The sequence below is a fragment of the Sandaracinaceae bacterium genome (assembly GCA_016706685.1).
In the GTDB taxonomy this organism is placed as follows: Bacteria; Myxococcota_A; Polyangia; order Polyangiales; family Houyiibacteriaceae; genus JADJJE01.
Genome location: JADJJE010000057.1, coordinates 47980 through 69031, shown reverse-complemented (window position 1 = coordinate 69031; position 21052 = coordinate 47980). Strand labels below are relative to the sequence as shown.

Below are 21052 nucleotides of genomic sequence, written 5' to 3'. Positions count from 1 at the left end.
TGACCTTTCCCTACACTGTCGTCGACCCTACTCCCTCCACTTCTTTCCGCAGCGTCGTCCATGGCCACCGCGATCGTCCCCCACAGCGTCGAGCGAAAGCCTCTCGTCGAGGCCTTCAACGCGCAGCTGCGTGCCGCGGACTCACCGTGGGGCTTCTACGTGGACCCGACGCCAGCGTGGATTCCCAAGGCCCGGCCCGACCAGCCGGTGTGGCGCGAGCTGCACCTGGCCATCGAGCAGGCTGGGCAGCCGGACGAGCGCTGCGTGGGCGCCTATGGCTTGAAGCCGCAGGTCTGGCGCCTGCACGGGCAAGAGCACGTGGTGGCCGACTGGCAGGGGCCGGTGTCGCTCGGTGCCATCGACAACCGCTACGCCGCGCTCGGGCTGCGTCTCCTGCGCGACATGAAGAAGAAGCAGCCGCTGCTCTACAGCTGGGGCCACGGGGGCGATGGCGAGCCCATCGTGCAGCTGCTCACCAAGATGGGCTGGCGGCTGTACGCCACGCCCTTCGTGTTCCGGGTGTGCAACCCGAGCGCCTTCCTGCGCAAGAACGCCTACCTGCGGAAGGACCCGCGGCGCGCGCTCGGGCAAGACGTGCTGGCGGCCACCGGCCTCGGCACGCTGGGCTTCACCGCGTTGCATGCGGGGCTGCGGCTGCGTTCGGGCAAGCGCTTCCACAGCACGGCGCAGGTGGTCACGGAGTTCGGCCCCTGGGCAGACGAGCTGTGGCTGCGCGCGCGCGACCGCTACGACGCCATCGCGGTCCGTGACGCCGACGCCATGAACACGCTGGTCCCCGCCGAGCACCGCACGCTCGAGTGGCCGGCGCCCATCCGCCTGCGCGTCACGCGCGCGGGAGAGACGCTGGGCTGGGCCGTGGTGGTGCACAAGCAGCTGTCCGGCGACCCGCGCTTCGGGGACCTGCACGTGGGGCAGATCGCGGACAGCTTCGGGCTGCCCGAGCACGCCGGTGAGATCCTGCACGCTGCGTTCGAGCACCTGCGTGGGCTCGGGGTGGACCTCGTGACCGCCAACCAGTCGCACCCCGGCTGGGTGGCTGGCTATGCTGACAACGGCTTCGTGGTCTTGAAGGACCGCCGCCTGTTCTGTGCGTCGCCCGAGCTGGAGGCGCTGCTGCAGCCCTTCGAGCAGACGCGCCGCAGCTTGTTCCTCACCAACCTGGACGGCCACGGGCCCATGCTCTGAGCGAGATTCCCATGACCACCACCGAAGCCACCTCCGAACGCACCCCGAAGTCCGCCTCCGACGTCGCCGTGCGCCTGACCAAGCTCTCGCGCGAGCGCTCGTGGAACGTGTACACCGACATCGCCTGGCCCGAGGCGCTGAGCGGCGAGCGGTACTGCATGGCGCCCGAGCTGATGAGCATCTGGGGCACCGAGCACTGGGACACGCTCACCGAAGAGCAGCGCGTGCGGCTGTCACTCTACGAGTGCGCCAACTTCTTCAGCCTCACGCTGCAGGGCGAGCGCCCGCTGGTGGCCGGGCTCAGCGACCGGCTGTACTCGAAGCGCGTCACGGCCGACGCCACGGAGTACCTGCACCACTTCTTGGATGAAGAGAACAAGCACATGGTGATGTTCGGGATGTTCCTGAACCGCTACGTGGGCAAGGTCTATCCCGAGAAGAAGGTGGCGCTCGATCGCACCTACGCCAAGGGCGAAGAAGAGGTCATGTTCTTCTGCAAGGCGCTCGTGGTGGAGGAGCTGGGCGACTACTACAACATGCAGATGATGGGCGACCAGCGCATCGAGCCCATCGTGCGCGAGCTGAACGACCTGCATCACCGCGACGAGTCACGGCACATCGCGTTCGGGCGGCTGCACCTGCGCGAGCTGTCGGAGCGCTGGCTGGCCGAGTGGCCCGACGAGGTGCGCGTGCGCGTGCAGACCTGGCTCGCGCAGTACCTGAAGGCCAGCTGGGCCGACTTCTACAACCCCAGCATGTACCGCGACGCGGGCATCCCGGACGCGTTCAACGTGCGCAACGCCATCCTGGCGCACCCGGCCAGCGCCACCCTGCGCAACACGGCCAGCGCCAAGTTGGTGCGGCTGTTCGTGGACTGCGGGCTGCTGACGGAAGTGCCCGCGCTCTAGGACGGTCAGGTCGGCGCGCGCGGGGTGGTGCCCAGCAGCTCGGCGCGCGCTTCGTTGGGGGTGCGACCGCGCGCGGCGCGGAAGGCGCGCGAGAAGTTGGCGGCGTCGGAGTAGCCCAGCTCGAGGCCGATGTCGGTGATGGAGCGGTGCGGGTCCGCGAGCCACTGATCGGCCATGGCCAGGCGCGCGTGGCTCTGCAGCTCACGGAACGAGACGCCCTCTTCCTGCAGGCGGCGCCGCAGCGAGCGGCTGGACAGCCCGAGCGCGCGCGAGACGCCCTCGAGGTCCGGGAACGGGGGCCCGTGTTCGGCGAGCGCGTGCGTCACCATGCTGGCCACCCGTGCCGGGTCGGGGCGCGCGGCCAAGAGCTCGAGGCAGCGCCGCCGGGCGGTCTCGTGCGCGCGCTTGTCCGCGAGCGGCAGCGCCACGCTGAGCAGCGCGGTGGGCATGCGCAGCTCGTAGTGCGGCTGGTCGAAGCGCAGCGCGATGTCGATGGTGTCCACCCATGCGGGCAGGCCGGGCGGGCGCGGGTGTCGCGCGTCCAGCTCCACGTCCTTGGGCAGCACGCCGCCCAGCAGGAAGCGCAGCTGCGCATACAGGCTGCCGCTCATGGTGGCGGTGTGAAAGCGCTCCACCTCGGGGTCGAGCGGCCAGCGCACGCCGAGGCGCACGCCCGTGGAGACCCCACGCGGGTGCACGCTCAGCGCGAAGAGCGGCATCAGCAGCGCGAAGCACTCCACGATCAATTCCACCGCGTCGGCGATGGTGGGTGACGTCAGCGCGGCCACGCTGAGCGAGCCGTGGCTCATCAGCTGGAGCCGCTGGCCCACCTGCAGCCCGAGCTCGTCGGTGTTTTCCAGCTCGCAGGCGCGCCCCACCAGCGCCTCCACCTGCGCGAGCGTCAGGTAGCTCTCGTCGCCCACGAACGCGTCTGTTGGGATGCCGGCCAGGCGTAGCAGCCCGGGGCGGTCGTGGCCCCGCTCGCCCAGCACGTCCAGCAGGATGGCGTAGTAGCGCGGCGGGATGAACGCCTGGACGGGACGCGTGGCGACCATGGTGGGGAAGTGTCGCCGGAGTGGCGACGTGCCGCTAGACCGCATGTCACGGAATGACGCTGGTCCAGCTCGCATCGTCGTTCAGCTGTGCCGAGAGGAAGTCCGCGAGGCCCGGCGTGGCCGAGAAGGGCGCGGCGGTGAGCGCGCCGTGGCGCTCGCCGACGTAGTAGAAGCTGCGGTGCGCGCCCTGCGTGGGGACGCCCTGCACGAAGGTGTTCAGCTGGATCAGCCCCGCACGCATGCTGATGCGCACGAACGGGAAGAACGGAATCAGCTCGGTGGTGAAGTGCTGTGGGTTCCCGAGCGGATCGAACAGCGAGTAGAGGCCCATCACCACTTGGTCGCCGTACGCGCACACCATGGCGCTGCGCACACCGGGGTGCAGCGCGTGGATGGAGCGCCAGGTCTCGTGGTTGCCGAACTCCGCGCAGCCGGTGCACCACTGCTCCACGGTGTCGGCCAGGCCCCAGCCGCTGCGCACCGCGTTGTGGCTGGCGGCCGAGTAGTAGGGGCGCGTCTGCACGGGGCCGCCGTCGTTGATCAGGTAGGGCGAGGGCTGCCCGAACGACTCGAACACCTGGGCGATCTGGTGGTAGTTGCCGAGCGTGCCCACGCCGCCCGCGCTGAAGCCCGCCACGACCACACGGCCCGCGTGCTCGAACGTGGGCGCCACGGCGCTGATGGCGTGCTGCACGTTGCGGTAGCCCACCTGCTCGAGGGGCGCGAAGCCCGAATAGGTGGACACCTTGTTGGCCAAGTGGAAGTCGAGCGTGCAGTGCGGCAGCACCACGTAGCTGGCGTCGCGCAGCGGGTTCTCGGTGGCGTTGCGGTCGAAGATGGCGGTGCGGCCCTCGGCGTTGCCCTGCCACCACGCGAGCGGGTCGGCGCCCATCGCGTTCAGGATCGCGTCGCGGTGCGGCGGCAGGTTGCAGCTGATGTCGTCGTAGCAGATGCCTCCGCCCATCAAGAACACCAGCAGGTCGTCGCTCCGGTCGGTGATGTTCACGAACACGCCGCTGTCCGTGCCATTGGCGCAGCGCATGCCCGCGATGGGCAGGTAGCGCCAGGTCTCGAGCTGCGCGGGCTCGGTGACGATGGGCGCGCCGGGCTCGTACCAGTCCGGTGGCGGCGGAAGCGTGGGGCCCATGTCCACGCCCGCGTCGTGGGCCATGCCGAGATCATCCGCGCCGAGGTCCTGCGGCCTGCCGAGATCCACGTTCGAGCCCAGGTCTTCGTGGTCTGCGTCGGGCAGGGCCACGCTGCCGTCCAGGTCGACCGATGGGCCTCCCGCCGCGTCGCCGCAGCCGAGCACCAACACACCGGAGACGATGAGCCCGGCGCAGGCGGCCCGGACATCGAAGCGAGTGGCGTGCCCCAACCCGCGGAGAAGGAGTGGCGAGGCGCCCAATGGCGAGACTGAGGTCGCGTTCATGCCCGCCAGAGTCGCCGCGCGCCGCCGGTCGTGCCTGTCACGGCAGGACAATGCCCTGTCATCTCTGGCCAGGCTGTCTGGAGCGCGAGCGAACTCGCGACGGCTTACAGCAGCGCCTGCGCGCGTCGGAGCGACTCGTTGCGCACGTCGACATGCACGCGCGCCACATCGTCTTGGTCGAGGTAGCCGAAGCGTGTGGCCTCGCCGGCATCCACCTCGGCGGTGATGGCCAGCGGGATCTCCAGCACCTCGCGCAGCGCACGCCGCACGGGCGCGCCACCCACGCTCAGTGTCCAGCTGAGCACGTCCCACGCGAGCTCGGCGTGCCGGCGTTCGTCGGCGGCGATGATGCGCTGCGCGCGGCACGCGTCGGGGTCATCGAGCCGCTCGGACTCGAGGCGGGCACGCTCGGCCGCCGCGCCCTCGCCCAGGCATCCATCCAGCCAGCTCTCGACCGCGAGCCGAGCGAGGAGCTGGTCGCCCTCCAGTCCCGCGCGACTCTCGAGGGAGTCGAGTGCTCCGCCCAGCTGCACCTCGGGCGTCTGTCCAGCGAGCGCGGCGGCGAGGTGCGCGTGCAGGACCTCGTCGTCGCCCGCGGCCACCGCGCGCCGCAAGAGCGAGCGCGGAGCGCGTGCGCGTCTTAGGTCGTGCGCCAGGAGGTCGAACGCAGGCACGGACTCCGCCTCCATGATGGCGCTCCTGTGCCACAGCGCGGTTTCGTCCGCGCGCGCCCCTCCGGACGGTGCCGATGCCGCAGCCCCGAGCAGCGTGACGCGGTCGCCGTGGCCATCGCGCATGGGTCGGCCAATCGCGCAGCCGTAGCGACCGAAGCCGCCGACGGGGGGCAAGAGGACGCCCTGGTCGATGGCCCCGCTGCGCCCCGTGCGCAGGTCCAGCTCGAAGTAGATCGCCGCCGCGACGGCGCGTCCGTCGAGGAGCAGCGGGATGCGCAGCGGACGCGGGGCGCCGTGCTGATAGCCCAGGCCCACCTGCGCGCCCACGCTCAGGTAGTCCGCCTGGTGAGTGACCCCCGCCAGAAACTCCACGAAGAAGTCACGATCCACGGCGCCCATGCGGGCGGTCATGACGCCGGAGTTGTACGTGGGGTCCCAGCTGCAGCCGTCGTAGACGTTTTCGTCGTAGATCCTCGTGCGCAGCTCGAAGCCCCAGTGAAACCCGCGCGGCGCGCCGAACGCGTGCCCGAAGAAGATGCCCCCTTCCACGGCGGCGTCGGCTCCCGCGTGGACAGCGGTCGGGGCGCTCGCGAGGGTCACGCCTCCCAACGCAGCGAGCGTGGCCGCCCCGTTCCATCGCTCGGTGAGCGACGGCGAGCGCGGTCGGCTGGAAACGGGAACGCGAGGGTGACGAGTGGGCATGGGGTTCCCTGAAGGAGCGTGGCACAGGTCGGCACACGGGTGGTCGTTACGAGGAGCCATGCAGCAAGGTCCGTGCCGGGAGGCTTGGCCTGAAGTGACAGACCGCTGACCACTCCGGACAGGCGCCCGTGCGCGTGATCGGGCAGCATCGGGCCATGACACAGCTCGCAGGCAAGAAGACGCTCATCACGGGAGCCGGCAGCGGCATCGGCAAGGCGCTGGCGTTGCTGGCGGCGCAGAAGGGCGCACGCCTGATCCTGACTGACGTGAACCGCGCCACGCTCGACGCCGTGGCCGCGGAGGTCCGGCAGCGCGGTGGCCAGGTGCTGCTCGCACGCGCCTTCGACATCGCCGACTACGAGGCCGTGCGCGCCTTCGCCGAGGAGGTCTCGCGCGAGCACGGCAGCGCCGACGTGCTGGTGAACAACGCGGGCATCGCCATCTGGGGCCGCGTGGAGAGCATGGCGCACGCCGACTGGCGCAAGGTGGTGGACGTGAACCTGATGGGGCCCATCCACGTCATCGAGGCGTTCGTGCCGGGCATGATCGCGGCCGGGCGCGGTGGCCACATCGTGAACGTGTCGTCGGCTGCGGGCCTGTTCGGGCTGCCGTGGCACGCGGCCTACTCGGCCAGCAAGTTCGGGCTGCGCGGGGTGTCCGAGGTGCTGCGCTTCGACCTCGAGCGTCACGGCATCGAGGTGAGCCTGGTGTGCCCCGGTGGCGTGAACACGGGCCTGGTCAGCACGGTGAAGGTGGCCGGCGCCGACCCCAGCAGCCCGGCCTTCCAGCGCTTGCGCGCGCGCTTCGAGAAGCACGCCGTCACCCCGGAGCACGCCGCCGCGTGTATCGTGCGAGGCGTGGAGCGCAACCAGTACATGGTCTACACGTCCGTCGACATCCGCGTGGGGCAGTGGTGGAAGGAAAAGTTCCCGTGGCCCTACGAGCAGGTCATGCGCCGGCTGAACCGCGAGTTCGACGGCGTGGCCGCGAAGCCAGGGGCAGCACCGTGAGCGCGCGTCCCCCACGCATCCGGCCCGGCAACCTGCGTGACCTGGGCCTGGTCAATGGGCTGCTGGCGCGCGCGCTCGGCGCGGCCAGCGGTGGACCGCCACCCAACATCTTCCTCACGCTGGGCCGGCACCGCTCGCTGTTCCGCAAGTGGCTGCTGTTCGCGGGTGGTCTCATGCCGGGCGGCACGCTGCGCCGGAGCGAGAGCGAGCTGGTGATCCTGTGCGTGGCCACCAGCATGCGCTGCCCCTACGAATGGGACCACCACGAGCGCCTGGCCAAGCGCGCTGGCGTGTCCGACGAAGCCATCGAGTGCGTGCGGCAGGGGGAGCTGGACGCCGACTGCTTCACGTCGCGCGAGCGGGCGTTCCTGCGCGCCTGCCAAGACCTCTACGAGCGGCGCGAGATCCTGGAGGACACGTGGCGCGAGCTGGCCGAGCTGGCGAGCGAGGTGGAGATCATCGAGCTGTGCCTGCTGGTGGGGCACTACCAGATGCTGGCCATGACGCTCAACACGCTGCGCGTGCCGCTGGACGCCCGCTGAGGGGGGGCCGGAGGGGCCGCGTCCGCGCGCTTCGGGGAATCGGTGCGGTCGCGAATCGGCGAGCCGGCGTGGTCGAGCTCGGGCCTTGACCACAGGCCTGAAGCGACCCTAAACCTCCGTTTACCCACCTTGCAGCACCTCAGCGCACATGCAAGATTGCAGCCTCACTCCGCCTTCTCCCAGGCCGCAGACCCATGCCCGACCAAGAGACGATTCGCCCTCAGCTCAAGCGCTGGCTGCTGGACCACGCCAGCGCCGCGCCGCCCGTGGAGTTCACGGACCAGCTGCCCATCTTGGAGGTGGGGCTCTTGAACTCGCTCGACATCGTGGAGTTCGTGCTGTTCATCGAGGAGCTGCGCGGGGTGGAGGTGGACACCGACGAGATCGAGCCGGACGTGTTCACCAGCATCGACACGCTGTGGGCGGCCTTCTTCGCGCCCTTGGCGGCGTGAGGTGAGCACGCCATGAGCGACCAGCCGACACTGCGCAGTGGGTTCTTGCGGTCGCTCGCGCGCTTCCCGGAGCGCCCGTGTCTCGCCATCGGCGATGAGACGCTGACGTACGCCCAGCTGGCCGAGCGCGCGCGGGCCATCGCGGCCACGCTGGATGTTCACACGGGCGACGCTGACGCGGGCCATCCACCCAGCCGGCTGACGGCGGTCTTCGGTCATCGGCACCCCACGGCCTTCGCCGGGCTGCTGGGCGCGCTTTTGCACGGGCATGGCTACGTGCCGCTCAACCCCACGTTCCCGCTGCCGCGCAGCGCCGCCATGCTGGAGCGCTCGGGCTGCGAGGCCCTGGTGGTGGACGCCACGGCCAGCGCCAAGCTGCCCGAGCTGCTCAGCGGCTTCCCGCGCGCGCTCCTGGTCCTGTTGCCCGACATGGTCGATGTGGCGGAGCTGGCCGTGCTGCGGGCCGCGCTCCCGCTGCATCGGGTGCTGGGGGCCACCGAGCTCGAGCCGGCGCGCGACCACGTGCTGGGAGACGCCTCGCCCGACGACGTGGCCTATCTGCTCTTCACCAGCGGCTCCACCGGTCAGCCCAAGGGCGTGATGGTGGCGCACCGCAACGTGACGGCGTTCCTGGACGTCATGGTGGAGCGCTACGCCATCACCGAGGCGGACAAGTTCAGCCAGACGTTCGACCTCACGTTCGACCTGAGCGTGTTCGACACGTTCTGCGCGTGGGAGCGCGGCGCCTGTGTGTGCGTGCCCACGGCGCAGCAGAAGCTGTTCCCCAGCAAATACCTGAAGCAGCACGAGCTCACGGTGTGGTTCAGCGTGCCGTCCACGGGCGTGCTCATGAGCCGCCTGCGCATGCTGAAGCCGGACAGCTACCCCAGCCTGCGCTGGACGCTCTTCTGTGGCGAGGCGCTCCCGGCCGACATCGTCACGCAGTTCGCGGCGGCGGCGCCCGCGTCGGTGGTGGAGAACCTCTACGGGCCCACCGAGCTGACCATCGCCTGCACGCTCTATCGCTGGCGCGGGGAGGCGTCGCTGGCCGAGTGCGCGCACGGGGTGGTGCCCATCGGCGAGCCGTATCCGGGCATGCGCGCCATCGTGGTGGACGAGGCGCTCGCGGCAGTGCCACGCGGCGAAGCGGGCGAGCTGCTGCTAGCGGGCGCGCAGGTGACCCCCGGCTACTGGCAGGACGCCGAGCGCACCGCGAAGGCCTTCGTGGTGCCGCCGGGCGAGACCGAGGTGTTCTACCGCACGGGCGACCGCGTGCGCTGGCCGGATGGCGGCCCGCTGCTGTACCTGGGGCGCGTGGACAACCAGGTGAAGATCCAGGGCTACCGCGTGGAGCTCGGCGAGATCGAGGCCGTGCTGCGCGAGGTGGGCCGCACCGAGGTGGCCATCGCGCTGGGCTGGCCGCTGTCCACGAGCGGCGCCGATGGCGTGGTGGGCTTCGTGCAGGCGCCCCACGGTGCGAGCGCCGAGGCACGTGAGGCGCTGGGCCGCACGCTGGTGGAGGCCAGCAAGGCGCGGCTGCCCAACTACATGCAGCCCTCGCGCGTGCTGCTGGTGGACGAGTGGCCGCTCAACGCCAACGGCAAGGTGGACCGAAACGCGCTGCGCGCCGTGGTGGACGCCGAGGCCGCCGCGACGGTTGCCGCGAAGCTGGGCGCGAGCGCTCCCGTGAGCGCTGGCGCGGCTGCCGAGGCGAGCGCTCCGGCCACCCGCACGGGAGGCGCCGCGTGAACCGCCGCTGGGTCATCAAGAAGGCCGCGCGCGGGGCGGTCACCTTCGGCTCGCTGGCCAGCGGCTCTCTGGCGCTGCGCGGGGCCATAGCGCGCGGGCCGCGCGTGCGCGTGCTCACCTACCACCGCGTGGGGGACGCCTGCCCGGAGGACCCGTTCTGCGTCACGCGCGACGCGTTCGACGCGCAGATGCGGCTCTTGGCCGAAGAGGGCCGCGCCGTGTCGCTCCAGCAGGTGCAGCGCTTCGTGGCGGGTCGCGAAGTGCTGCCCGACGGCGCGTGCCTGGTGACCATCGACGACGGCTGCCTCAGCACGCTCACCGAGGTGCTTCCCACGCTGCGCCGCTGGGGCGTGCCGGCGGTGGCGTTCGTGAGCGCGTCCATCGTGGGCGCCGACTACGACGGACTGCCCGAGCGCTTCCTCACGTGGGACGAGCTGCGCACGCTGGACGAGAGCCCGCTGGTCACCATCGGGTCGCACGCGCACACGCACCGCTCGCTGGGGCTCATGGCGCCCAGCGACGCACGCGAAGAGGCGCAGCGCTCGCGCGAGACGCTGGAACGCGAGCTGGGCCACGAGGTGCGCTGCTTCGCGTATCCCTTTGGCACGCGCGCGGACTTCAACCCCGTCACCGAACGTGCGCTGGCCGACGCGGGCTACCACGTGGCGTTCAACTCGATGCACGGCAGCATCCGTCCTGGGATGGACCCCATCAGCCTGCCGCGCGTGAAGATCGAGGGCGGCGAGCCGCTCCCCATGTTCGCGCTGCAGAGCCGCGGCGCGCTCGATGCGTGGCGCGTGGTGGACCAGAACCTGTACCGGCTGCAGCGCGTGCGTCAGGAGATCGTGTGACCGGGGCTGGCCTGCGCGTGGGCGTGGTGCTCATCGGTCGCAACGAGGGCGCGCGCTTGGTGCGCTGCCTCGAGTCCGTGTGCGACGGGCAGCGCCCCGTGGTGTACGTGGACTCGGGCTCCACGGATAGCAGCGTGGCCGAGGCCCGGCAGCGTGGCGCCGCAGTGGTGGCGCTCGACATGTCGCGGCCCTTCAGCGCGGCGCGTGCGCGCAACGAGGGCTGGCGCGCGCTCTTGGCGGCGCACCCTGGGCTCGACGCGGTGCAGTTCATCGACGGCGACTGCGAGGTGGTCCCGGGCTGGCTCGAGGCGGCTGGGGCGGCCCTGGCCGGCGACGCGAGCGTGGTGGCGGTGTGTGGCTACCGGCGCGAGCGCTACCCGGAGGCCAGCGTCTACAACCGCGTCTGCGACGTGGAGTGGCGCAGCGGCCCAGCGGGCGACGTGCGCTGCTTCGGCGGCGACGTGATGATCCGCGCGAGCGCGCTCACCGCCGTGGGCGGCTACGACCCGAGCGTCATCGCCGCCGAGGACGACGAGCTGGGCGTTCGGCTGCGCGCGCACACCGGCGGGCGGTTCGTGCGCTTGCCGCAGGACAGCACGCTGCACGACGCAGACATGCACCGCGCCGGCCAGTGGTGGCAGCGGGCCAAGCGCTGCGGGCACGGCTACGCCCAGGTGCACCACCTGCACGGCGCGCCCCCCGAGCGCTACTTCGAGCAGAACCTGCGGCGCACCGTGCTGTGGGGCGCCGTGGCCCCCGCTGCGGCCCTGGGGCTGGCGCTGCCCACGCTGGGGTTGTCGCTGGGGCTGCTGGCTCGCTATCCCGTGGTCGCCGCGCGCACCGCGCTGCGCACGCGGCAGCAGGGCTTCCCGCTGGGCCACGCGTTGGCGTGGGGTGGCAGCGTGGCGCTACAGCCCTTCCCCGAGCTCTTGGGGGTCATCAAGTTCCACCGGGACCGTGTGCAGCACGCCGCGCCCGAGATCATCGAGTACAAGTCATGAACGCGCCCAAGTCTTCCTCGTCTCCTGCTCTCGCCGTCGGCATCGTCGGCGCGGGCTACATCGCGGACTACCACGTGAGCGCGCTGCGTGCGGTCCCCGGTGTGGAAGTGCGCGCGGTGTGTGACCTGCGGGCCAGTGCGGCCGCCCGCTTCGCCGAGGCCCAAGGCATCCCCGCTTCCTATGGGGACCTCGCCGAGATGCTGCGCAGCGAGAAGCTCGACGCCGTCCACGTGCTCACGCCGCCCAACGCGCACGTGGCGCCCGCGCTGCAGATCCTGGATGCCGGCGTGGACGTGCTGCTGGAGAAGCCGCTGGCCCACACGCTGGCCGGCTGCGAGGCGCTCGAGAGCGCGGCGCGAGCGAGCGGCGCGCGCTGCGGCACCAGCCACAACTTCCTGTTCACGAAGCCCTACGAGCGCTTGATGGCCGACGTGAGCAGCGGGCGCCTGGGGCACTTGGATCAGATCGACATCGTCTGGAACAAGGAGCTGGGGCAAGTGAAGGGCGGGCCGTTCTCGGCCTTCATGCTGGCGCACCCGAGCCACATCCTGTTCGAGGTGGCGCCGCACTCCTTCGCGCACGCGCTGCACCTCACCAGCGGGCTCGCGCCCAACACCAGCGCCACCGAGATCACGGATCTGAGCGTGGACGCGCGCGACGAGGTGGCGCTGCCGCGCGGCTTGCGCTTCTTCCGCCGCTGGGAGATCCGCGGCTGGGCCGGCAAGACCAGCGTGCGCATCCGCTTCTGCTTCGACGCCGGCTACCCCGAGCACTACGTGCACGTGCGCGGCAGCAACGGCACGGGCCACGTGGACTTCGAGAACAATACCTACGTGCGGCAGGAACACACGCCGTACCTGCTGGACATCGACCGCTTCGTGAACGTGGGCCACGCGGCGCAGAGCGCGCTGACGCAGGCCGGCGCCACGCTCGGCCAGGTGGTGCTGGCCAAGGCCGGGCTGCCCGTGGCCGGTGGGCCGTTCGCCGAGAGCATCACGCGCGCCGTGCGCTGCTTCTACGACACGCGCCTCGGGCGGCTGGACGCACGCCTGGATGTCGCGCTGGCCAAGGGGGCGGTGGCGCTGGCCACGCGCGCGGCCGAGCGGGCCGGGCTGGGGCAAGGAACCCAAGCGCCGGCGGTGAGCGCCGCGCCCAAGACGGTGGTTCCGCAGGCCACTGGAGCGCAGCGCCCCGACACGCTGGTGGTGGGTGGCACGGGCTTCATCGGCCGCGCGCTGGTGCGGCGCCTGGTGGAGAGCGGCGTGAGTGTCCGCGTGCTGGCACGTGACCCCGACGGCGCGCCGCCCGAGCTGATGCGCCCCGAGGTGGAGCGCGTGCGCGGTGACTTCACGGACCTCGCGTCCGTGGTGCCCGCCCTCGAGGGCATCAAGCACGTGTACCACCTGGCTCGCGGCTACGGGAACACGTGGGACGAGTACCTGCGCTGGGACGTGGCGCCCACGCGCGCCTTCGCCGAGGCGTGCGCCAAGTCCGGGGTCGAGCGCTTCTTCTACGCCAGCTCCATTGCCATCTACTACGCGGGGGCGCGCGCCGGCGTCATCACCGAAGACACCGCGCCGGTGGACGGCATGCTGCGCGCCAACGCCTACGCGCGCAGCAAGGCCGAGAACGAGCGTGTGCTCACCGAGCTGATGCGCACCCACGGCCTGCCGCTCACGCTGTTCCGCCCGGGCATCGTGCTGGGCGCGGGAGGCCCGCCGCTGCACTGGGGCATCGCGGCCTGGCCGTATCCCTCCGTGTGCCGGCTCTACGGCAGCGGCGACCACCCGCTGCCCATCGTGCTGGTGGACGACGTGGCCGACGCCATGGTGGCCGCGCGCACCGCCGACGGCGTGCTGGGGCAGTCGTACAATCTGACGGCCGACCCGTGCATCACCGCCAACCAGTACCTGGACGAGGTGGAGAAGAGCGCGGGCGTCACCATTCGGCGCGTGCCGGTCTCCGCGCCGCGGGCCTACGTGACGGCGCTGTCCAAGTTCGCGGTGAAGGCCGCCGGGCGCAGCCCCGCCGCCGTGCTGCCCAGCTACGCCGACTGCGAAGGCAAGAGCTTCGCGGGCACGTTCAGCGCTGCGAAGGCCGAGCGCGAGCTGGGCTGGAAGCCCGAGAAGCGCCGCGAGGTGCTGGTGCGCGAGGGCATCCACCGGCCCGTGCGGGAGTACTTCGAGCTGGGTGACACGAGCGCTACCTCCGGATCCGCTAGCAGCGCGCCCGTGCAGCCGGAGTCCGCGCCGTGATCTTCCTGGCCAGCGCGGCGCTGGGCGTCACGGGCACCCTCGCCACGCTGCCCGGCACGCTCGAGCTGGGCGCGCTCACGCTGGGCTCGCTGCTGGGCAAGCCGCGCCTCCTGGGCGACGCGCGCGCGTGCGGCATGCTGGCGGTCATCGTGCCGGCGCACAACGAAGCGGGCGGCATCGCGCAGTGCGTGCAGAGCCTGTTCGCGTGTGAGCAGCCTCCCGGTGGGGCGCGCGTCATCGTGGTGGCCGACAACTGCAGCGACGACACCGCCGCCCGGGCTCGCGAGGCCGGCGCCGAGGTGCTGGTGCGCAACGACACCGAGCGGCGCGGCAAGGGCTACGCGCTCGAGCTGGCGTTCACGCACGCGCTAGAAGACCCGAGCGTGGAGGCTGCTCTGGTGGTGGACGCCGACACCACGGTCCTGCCCAACTTCTTGATCGCCATGGCGGCGGCCTTTGCGGGCGGCGCCGACGGCGTGCAGTGCCGCTACCTGGTGAGCAACGCGAGCGAGCACCAGCTCCGCAACGTGGCGCTGCTGGCCTTCAACGTGGCCCGGCCACGCGCGCGCGAGCGCTATGGGCTGTCCGTGGGCATCCTGGGCAACGGCTTCGGCCTCCACCGGCGCGTGCTCGAGGCGCTGCCCTACACGGCGCGCTCGGTGGTGGAGGACCTCGAGTACCACGTCATGATGGTGCGCGCGGGCTATGCCGTGCGCTTCGTCGAGCAGACCGCCGTGAGCGCCGCGGTGCCCACCACGGCTGCCGCCGAGAGCACGCAGCGCGCGCGCTGGGAGGGTGGCCGCCTGCGCATGCTGCGCGAGCTGGCGCCCAGCTTGGCTGCCGACGTACTGCGCGGGCGCGGGCGCAGCGTGGAGCCGCTGGGCGAGCTCTTGCTGCTGCCGCTGGCGTCGCACGTGGGCGCGCTGCTGGTGGTTCTGGTGCTGCCGTTCCCGCCCACGCAGCTGTACGCGGCGGGCGCGCTCTCCTTGGTGGGCGCGCACGTGCTCAGCAGCCTCATGACCAGCGGCGCCACGCGCGCCGACTGGGTGGCCCTCGGCACCGCCCCCCTGTACGTGGCGCGCAAGCTCGCGCTGCTGCCCGCCATCCTGCGGGCCTCGAAGACGGACCAAGAGTGGGTCCGCACGGCCCGCCCCAGCTGAGGCGCGGCCCGAAAGACGATCATGATGCGAAGCAACCCCACCTCCGAGCCGACCACGCCCTCACGGGCCACGGCCCACCCGCAGCTCCTGGCGCACACGGGGCTCGCGTCCCGCTTGCGCCGCTTGCCCGTGGTGCGCCTGCTGGGCTCGGCCTTGCTCCTCACGCTGGTCGCCGGTACCAGCCAGTGCAGCACGCGGCCCGCGAGCGAAGCCAGCACCGACGCCACCGCCACGCCGCGCGACACCGCCCCCCCGCGCGATGGCCAGCCGCCCGTGGTGTTGCCAGACCCGGGCACGCCGCTCACGAGCGCCAACGTGTTCTTCCTGGGCCACAGCCTGCAGGGCTGGCAGGCGCCCGCCATGATCGCCAACTTCAGCACGCACGCTGGCGCCACCTACAACTACAAGGCGGCCATCGGCATCGGCGCCAACCTGGCCTGGCAGTGGGAGCACCCCGAGCGCGCCGAGGGCCACAACCCGCGCACCACCCTGGCGGCAGAGCCCTTCGACGTGTTGGTCATGACCGAGGCCATCCCGCTGGCCTCGCAGATCGCGGGGGCCGACAGCTCGGGCAACTTCGGCCGCTTCCTGGCCTTGGCCCACGCGCAGAACCCCAACGTGCAGGCCTACCTCTACGAGACCTGGGACTACCTCACGGTGTCCAACTGGCGCGCGCAGCTCGACAGTGACCGCGCCTTGTGGGCCTCCATCATCACCGACGTGAACGCTGCACACCCCGGCCGCGACGTGCTCTTGATCCCCGGCGGGCGTGCCATGGCCGCCCTCCACGACCGCATCGAAGCCGGCCAGGTCCCCGGCATCACGAACCTCCGCGACCTGTTCACGGACGACGTGCACCTCACGAACACGGGCTGGTACTTCATCGCCATGGTGCAGTACGCCACCATCTTCCGGAGGAGCCCGGTGGGCCTGCCGGCCGCGACCACCAACCGCTTTGGTGAGGCGATCCCGCCGCCCCCCGCAGCGGCCGTGCCGGTCATGCAAGAGGTGGCCTGGCAGGTGGTGCTGGGTGACCCGCTCGCGGGCGTCCAGGCGCCGTAGCTCACCCTCCGAGGTACTCGGACTCCAGCATCAGGTCCGCGATCACGCTCTGGTACTCGAGGTGGGTCTCGTGCTCGCGCGTGCGGAAGCGCTTGCCCTCCTGCGCCAGCATGAACGCACGGTAGTCCGGCGCGCCGGGCACCTTGATGTTGTCGGCCACCACGATGGCGTGCGGGCGCAGCCAGCCCTCCTGCAAGACGCGCTCGAGGTCGGGGAGGTAGGCCGCCTTGTCGTGGTCCACGAACACGAAGTCGAGCACACCTGTGCCGAAGCCGTGCTCGCTGCGCAGCTGGCTCAGGGTGGCGCCGCCGTCGCCGAGCGTGCCCACCACCACGGTGATGCGGTCGGCCACGCCCGCGTGCTCGAAGATGCGGCGCGCGATGCCGGCGTTGTCGGCGCTGAACTCGATGGAGTGGATGTGCGCCCTGGGGGCCACGCGAGCCATGCGCAGCGCGCTGTAGCCGCAGTACGTCCCCAGCTCGAGCACGCGCTTGGGCTGCGCACGCCGGACCGCCGCGTCCAGGATGGCGCCCTTCTCGTCGCCCACGTTGATGAGGAAGGCCTCGTCGTAGGCGTACTGGTCGATGACGCGGATGACGTCGTCGAGGTCCCCCTGGCGGGCGTTCGCTGCCACGTACTGCGCCAGGCGTTCCTCGCGACCGTCGCCCACCTGCCAGGTGGTGAGCAGCTGCTTGCGACCGAGCGCCATGCGCCAGAACGACCAGCGCAGGAACGGCACCTTCTTCCAGGCTCGCGTCATCCCGGAAGCTTACACGGCCCCGGGACCCGTGCCGATGGGCTCAGGCCACTCAGGCCTTCTTCAGGAAGCAGGTCTTCAGCACGATGGCGATCTTGTTCACGCGCGCGTCGATGAGCTCGGGGTCGTCGGTCAGGCGGATGTTCTTCACCAGCGTGCCGCGCTTGGCGGTGAAGCCTGCGCCCTTCACTTCGAGGTCCTTGATGAGCGTGACGGAGTCACCGTCCACCAGCACGGCGCCGTTGCTGTCCAGCGTGGGGCGCGCGCCGTCGCCAGCCGCGGCGCCGCCACCGAGGCCCGCCTGCGCCCAGGCCAGGGTCTCGTCGTCGAGGTAGAGCTGGCCCAAGAGGTCCACGGCCCAGGCCTCGTCGGGGAGCGCGTGCAGCAAGCGAAACGCAGCCACCTGCACGGCGGGCACCTCGCTCCACGCGGCTTGCTGCAGGCTGCGCAGCGCGGCGGCGTTGGCGGCGGGGGACACCACGGCGGCGTCGCACGCGGCGCACAGCAGAATCGCGCGCTCGCTCGGTGCGCTGCCGGGAGCCTCGGGCCCCACGGGGAACACGTGCTCCGCGTCGGCCGCTCCGCAGAGCTCACACTGGGAGCCCGCGCGCGTGCGCAGGGCTGGGAGAAGCACGCTCGAGTCGCTCATGAGGGCGCGTCTTGCGGCATCGCCACCGACACCGCAAGGCGCACCTCGCTCAGGGCGCGACGGCCGCCGTCACGAAGAACACACCGGTGAGGTCTTCGCTGACGGAGATGGGGTCGCCGCCGCCATCACGCGACTCCACGCGCCACTGGTAGTACATGCCCGGCTCGAGCGGGCCCGCGTAGTCCACGCTCGGGTTGCCGCCGCCCGAGAACCCGGGCTGCGTGTTCTGCCACACCTCGGTGCCGAACACGTCGTACACGCGGATGTCGTAGCTCTGCTCGCTCGAGTCGTCGTTCCACTCGAAGGTCACCGTGGCGCCGCTGGCTACCTCGGTGGGCTCGTCGGCGCCGGGCGAGAAGATCTCGAGCGCCTCGGTCACCTTGAAGCTCTCGCTCACGGTGATGTCCGTGCCCGCCACGTCCACGAAGACGATCTGCGTGCCCGCGATGCCCGGGTCGGGGTCGCGCACCAAGAGGTCGTTCTCGAACGCGGCCAGCACGGCGTAGCGGCCAGCAGGCACGCCCTCGATGACATAGTTGCCGCTGATGCTCACGGCGCTGCCCGGCTCGGGCGCGCGCAGGCCGGGGGCCACCTCGCCGCGCACGAACGTCTCGGTGATCTGCACGAACGTGGACTCCGGGATCAGCACCACGCTGGTCACGCTGCCGCCCGGCGCGTTCACGATCTGCAGCGAGCCCGACACGGTGGCCAGCGCGTCTTCGTTGGCGGCCAGGTCCACGCCTGCCAGCGCGGCGGCGGCCACGGTCACCTCGGCGCTGTCGAGCGAGCTGCCCGCGCGGTAGCCGCGCACCGTGTAGGTGCCGGCCGCGACGCCGTAGATCACGTACGAGCCGTCCGCGTCGGCGTAGCCGAAGGGGCACGGCGCGGTGTCGCACCCGGCCACCACCAGCGTGCCGGACGGGTTGTCCCCGCCCACCACGCCGCTGACGCTGGGCAGGCCCACCTGCGCGTCAGGCACGCCGATGAGCACCACGTCGGTGCTGCCGTTGTCGGCCACGAAGCCCACGTCGGTCACCGCCACCGCCTCGCTCGCGTCGATGGGCAGCGCGGGCCGGAAGCCGCTGGGGAAGGGCAGGTAGTCCTGCGCCGCGACGCGCAGCGTGAACGTGCCCGAGACCGGCAGGCCCATGGCGTCGCGCACCACGGGCACCGCCAAGCGGTAGCGCCCCGCCGCGTCGGTGATGGCCACGCGCGTCACGACCGAGCCGGCGTTGTTGGCGGCCAGCACGCGCGCGCCCTCGATGGCGCTTCCGTCGGATGCGTCAGTCACGTCTCCGTCCACGAACACCGGCGCGAAGCACGCGTGCTCGCCGCTGGCCACGGGGTCACACACCAGGCCATCACCGCACACGTCGGCCACGGAGGGGTCGCACACCTCGGTGCAGGTGGCGTCGGCGCCGTCTACCGCCAGGCACACGAAGCCGTCGCTGCAGTCGGGCGCGGCCAGGTCACACGCGCGGTCGGGGGAGCCGCTCTTGCAGCCCGAGGCAACCCCGAGGAGCGCGAGCAGGAGCAGCGGAGAAAAACGAAGCAGGGTACGAGTCATCTCCCGTATACCCATGCTAGGCGGGCGTGGATACGCTCTCACTGTACAGAGCCGGTGTGGGACACTGTGGTTGCGAGGCCGGCTGAGTGACTGTGGACCTTGTGATTCGAGACTCAACGACACGAACCGAGCGGGCCCTGGTCATCTTCGCCTGCGTCACCCTGGCGGGCACGGTGCTGCTCAACGCGTGGGTCTGCGACGACGCCTACGTGACCATGCGCACCGTGGAGGCGTTCCTGCGGGGCGATGGCCTCGTGTGGAATCCTGGCGAGCGCGTCCAGGCGTCCACGCACCCGCTCTGGCTTGCGCTCCTGGTGCTCGCGCGCGCGGTGGGGGTGAGCGCCTACGCGGCGCTCCTCGGCGCGGGGCTCCTGTGCACCGCGCTGCTGGCGCTGGTGATGACGCGTATCCAGTCTCCGAGGCGGGTGTGGCCGGTGCTCGTGGTGCTCGCCGTGTCGCCGGCGTTCGTGCACTTCTCCACGTCTGGCCTCGAGGCGCCTCTCACGCACTTGCTCTTGGCGGCGTTCTACGTTGGCGTGGTCCGGGGGACCTCGCTGCGTGGCCTCGCGTTGCTGGCCAGCGGCGTGGCGCTCTGCCGCATGGACGCGGTGTTGTTCTGCGTGGCCCCCATGCTCTTGCGCCTCTACGAGGACGCGAGGAAGCGCGGGCGGTTGCGCGCGCTCGCTGACGCGGCCCTCGGGGTCCTGCCCTTCCTCGCGTGGTCGCTCTTCGCGCTCGTGTACTACGGCTCGGCGGTTCCCAACACCGCGTACGCCAAGCTCGCGCACGGGACGTCGCGCACGGAGGTCATCGCGCAGGGCGTGAGCTATCTCTGGACCACGGTCACCTTCGACCCGCCGGGCAGTGCGCTGGCCGCGCTGGGCGTCGCTGCGGCGCTGCGCGATGGGCGCCGGGCCATGGTCGCATGCGCTGGGTCTGTGCTGCTCTACCTGGCCTACGTGGTGTCGGTGGGCGGCGACTTCATGGCGGGCCGCTTCACCACACCCGTGCTGGTCGCCGGGGCCGTCCTGTGGCTGGTGTCCGCCTGGGGCGACGAACACCTCGAGCTCGCCACCCGCACCACGCGACGCCGCGCGGCGTTGGTCGGGCTCATCGCCGTGCTGGGCGTGCTCCCGCACGACCACGTGGCCACGCCGCTCGCCCGCTCCTTGGGTCTCCCGATCCCGGCCGGCCCGCTGCCCCTCCACAGCACCCACTGGGTCACGGTGGAGCAAGCCTTCTACTGGAGGGCCACGGCGCTCCTCGAGGTGGCGCGGTCATCCTCGCCCCCGCCACGTCACGAGTGGGCGGACCGTGGGCGCTCGATGGGTGCCGAGGGCGGCGTGCACCTCGCGCGCAACATCGGCTTCGCGGGCTTCGCGGCTGCCGGTGGCGCCACCCTGGTGGACCCGTACGCGCTCTCGGACGCGTTCCTGGCGCGTCTCCCCGCGGCACGCAACATCGACTGGCACGTGGGGCACTATCGGCGCGCCATCCCGCGCGGCTACCCGCAGTCCGTCGAAGATGGGCGCTGTCACATGGACGACCCGGAGCTCTGTGAGCTGTTCGACCTGGTGCGCAGCGTCACGCACGGGCCGGTGTTCTCGCGGCAGCGATTCGACGACATCCTGCGTCTGCATCGTTTTCGTCCTTCGCCGCGGCTGACGGAGCGCATGGTCCACGGCGACCTGGTGCGAAGCGTGGAGCAGCCCCCCGAGCCCGTGCGCTTCCTCGACTCGGGGTTGGACGTGCGCTTTGCAGCCCCGGTGGCGCAGCGCTGGGTGGCGCGCGTGTCCCCCTGCCGTGACTACGAGGCGCAGCTGTTTCGCGGCGACGAGCGCGTGCTCGTTGAGCGAGTCGTAGCGCAGCGCGCCACGAACGGTGCCCCGGGCTGCGTGCTGACGGTCCCCATCCGCAGCGGCGCCGTCAGCCACGTGCGCATCCTCCCGCTCGAGCGGCCGGGCCCGTACCACTACTTGGGCGTGGTGTCGCCGTAGGATCCCAAGGATGGTCATTCACA

General features: G+C 71.4%; 18 protein-coding genes. 12 read left to right on the top strand and 6 right to left on the bottom strand.

Annotated features, from left to right (window positions below; translation table 11 throughout):
- Nucleotides 1-60: 60 nt before the first annotated feature.
- Together IPI43_33700 and IPI43_33695 are read left to right on the top strand one after the other, a co-directional pair.
- Nucleotides 61-1206, top strand: coding sequence for a hypothetical protein (locus IPI43_33700; GenBank protein MBK7779018.1), 1146 nt, complete (start codon nt 61-63; stop codon nt 1204-1206).
- Between the two features lie 11 nt (nt 1207-1217).
- On the top strand, nt 1218-2114 hold the full coding sequence (locus IPI43_33695) for a diiron oxygenase (GenBank protein ID MBK7779017.1): 897 nt from the start codon (nt 1218-1220) through the stop codon (nt 2112-2114).
- Between the two features lie 5 nt (nt 2115-2119).
- Here the strand turns inward: IPI43_33695 and IPI43_33690 are convergent, their stop codons facing one another.
- From IPI43_33690 to IPI43_33680, 3 genes are all read right to left on the bottom strand, one after another.
- Nucleotides 2120-3169, bottom strand: coding sequence for an AraC family transcriptional regulator ligand-binding domain-containing protein (locus tag IPI43_33690; GenBank protein ID MBK7779016.1), 1050 nt, complete (start codon nt 3167-3169; stop codon nt 2120-2122).
- A gap of 46 nt (nt 3170-3215) precedes the next feature.
- The gene (locus IPI43_33685; protein ID MBK7779015.1) at nt 3216-4601 is read right to left on the bottom strand and encodes a hypothetical protein; all 1386 of its coding nucleotides are present in this window, start codon (nt 4599-4601) and stop codon (nt 3216-3218) included.
- A 104-nt stretch (nt 4602-4705) separates the two neighbouring features.
- Entirely contained in the window at nt 4706-5875 is a 1170-nt protein-coding gene (locus IPI43_33680) for a hypothetical protein (protein ID MBK7779014.1), read from the bottom strand.
- A gap of 257 nt (nt 5876-6132) precedes the next feature.
- Here IPI43_33680 and IPI43_33675 point away from each other — a divergent pair, with 257 nt between their 5' ends.
- The 9 genes from IPI43_33675 (at nt 6133) to IPI43_33635 (ending at nt 16059) form a co-directional block, all read left to right on the top strand.
- Nucleotides 6133-6987 (top strand): SDR family oxidoreductase, encoded by an 855-nt coding sequence (locus IPI43_33675; protein ID MBK7779013.1) that lies wholly within the window; start codon nt 6133-6135, stop codon nt 6985-6987.
- Entirely contained in the window at nt 6984-7529 is a 546-nt protein-coding gene (locus IPI43_33670; GenBank protein MBK7779012.1) for a carboxymuconolactone decarboxylase family protein, read from the top strand. Before IPI43_33675 ends, IPI43_33670 begins: the two co-directional genes overlap by 4 nt.
- A gap of 194 nt (nt 7530-7723) precedes the next feature.
- Nucleotides 7724-7981 (top strand): hypothetical protein, encoded by a 258-nt coding sequence (locus IPI43_33665; GenBank protein ID MBK7779011.1) that lies wholly within the window; start codon nt 7724-7726, stop codon nt 7979-7981.
- 12 nt (nt 7982-7993) lie between these two features.
- Complete coding sequence (locus IPI43_33660; GenBank protein MBK7779010.1) at nt 7994-9730, top strand: amino acid adenylation domain-containing protein; 1737 nt, start codon at nt 7994-7996, stop codon at nt 9728-9730.
- A complete protein-coding gene (locus IPI43_33655; protein ID MBK7779009.1) occupies nt 9727-10581 on the top strand; it encodes a polysaccharide deacetylase family protein in 855 nt (284 codons plus the stop codon). The genes IPI43_33660 and IPI43_33655 overlap by 4 nt, the downstream gene beginning before the upstream one ends.
- Nucleotides 10578-11582 (top strand): glycosyltransferase family 2 protein, encoded by a 1005-nt coding sequence (locus IPI43_33650; GenBank protein MBK7779008.1) that lies wholly within the window; start codon nt 10578-10580, stop codon nt 11580-11582. Before IPI43_33655 ends, IPI43_33650 begins: the two co-directional genes overlap by 4 nt.
- Nucleotides 11579-13837 (top strand): NAD-dependent epimerase/dehydratase family protein, encoded by a 2259-nt coding sequence (locus tag IPI43_33645; GenBank protein ID MBK7779007.1) that lies wholly within the window; start codon nt 11579-11581, stop codon nt 13835-13837. The genes IPI43_33650 and IPI43_33645 overlap by 4 nt, the downstream gene beginning before the upstream one ends.
- The gene (locus IPI43_33640) at nt 13834-14997 is read left to right on the top strand and encodes a glycosyltransferase (protein MBK7779006.1); all 1164 of its coding nucleotides are present in this window, start codon (nt 13834-13836) and stop codon (nt 14995-14997) included. The genes IPI43_33645 and IPI43_33640 overlap by 4 nt, the downstream gene beginning before the upstream one ends.
- A 21-nt stretch (nt 14998-15018) precedes the next feature.
- Nucleotides 15019-16059, top strand: a complete 1041-nt coding sequence (locus tag IPI43_33635; GenBank protein ID MBK7779005.1) for a hypothetical protein — start codon at nt 15019-15021, stop codon at nt 16057-16059.
- A gap of 1 nt (nt 16060) precedes the next feature.
- On the opposite strand, the gene IPI43_33630 is transcribed toward IPI43_33635, so the two are convergent.
- Genes IPI43_33630 through IPI43_33620 form a run of 3 tightly spaced genes read right to left on the bottom strand, consistent with a single transcriptional unit; the run spans nt 16061 to nt 19032 of the window.
- Entirely contained in the window at nt 16061-16819 is a 759-nt protein-coding gene (locus IPI43_33630; protein MBK7779004.1) for an O-methyltransferase, read from the bottom strand.
- A 49-nt stretch (nt 16820-16868) separates the two neighbouring features.
- Complete coding sequence (locus tag IPI43_33625) at nt 16869-17465, bottom strand: PhnA domain-containing protein (protein ID MBK7779003.1); 597 nt, start codon at nt 17463-17465, stop codon at nt 16869-16871.
- Between the two features lie 49 nt (nt 17466-17514).
- On the bottom strand, nt 17515-19032 hold the full coding sequence (locus tag IPI43_33620; GenBank protein ID MBK7779002.1) for a hypothetical protein: 1518 nt from the start codon (nt 19030-19032) through the stop codon (nt 17515-17517).
- 86 nt (nt 19033-19118) lie between these two features.
- On the opposite strand from IPI43_33620, the gene IPI43_33615 reads away from it, so the two are divergent.
- Entirely contained in the window at nt 19119-21029 is a 1911-nt protein-coding gene (locus IPI43_33615) for a hypothetical protein (GenBank protein MBK7779001.1), read from the top strand.
- Nucleotides 21030-21052: the final 23 nt, after the last annotated feature.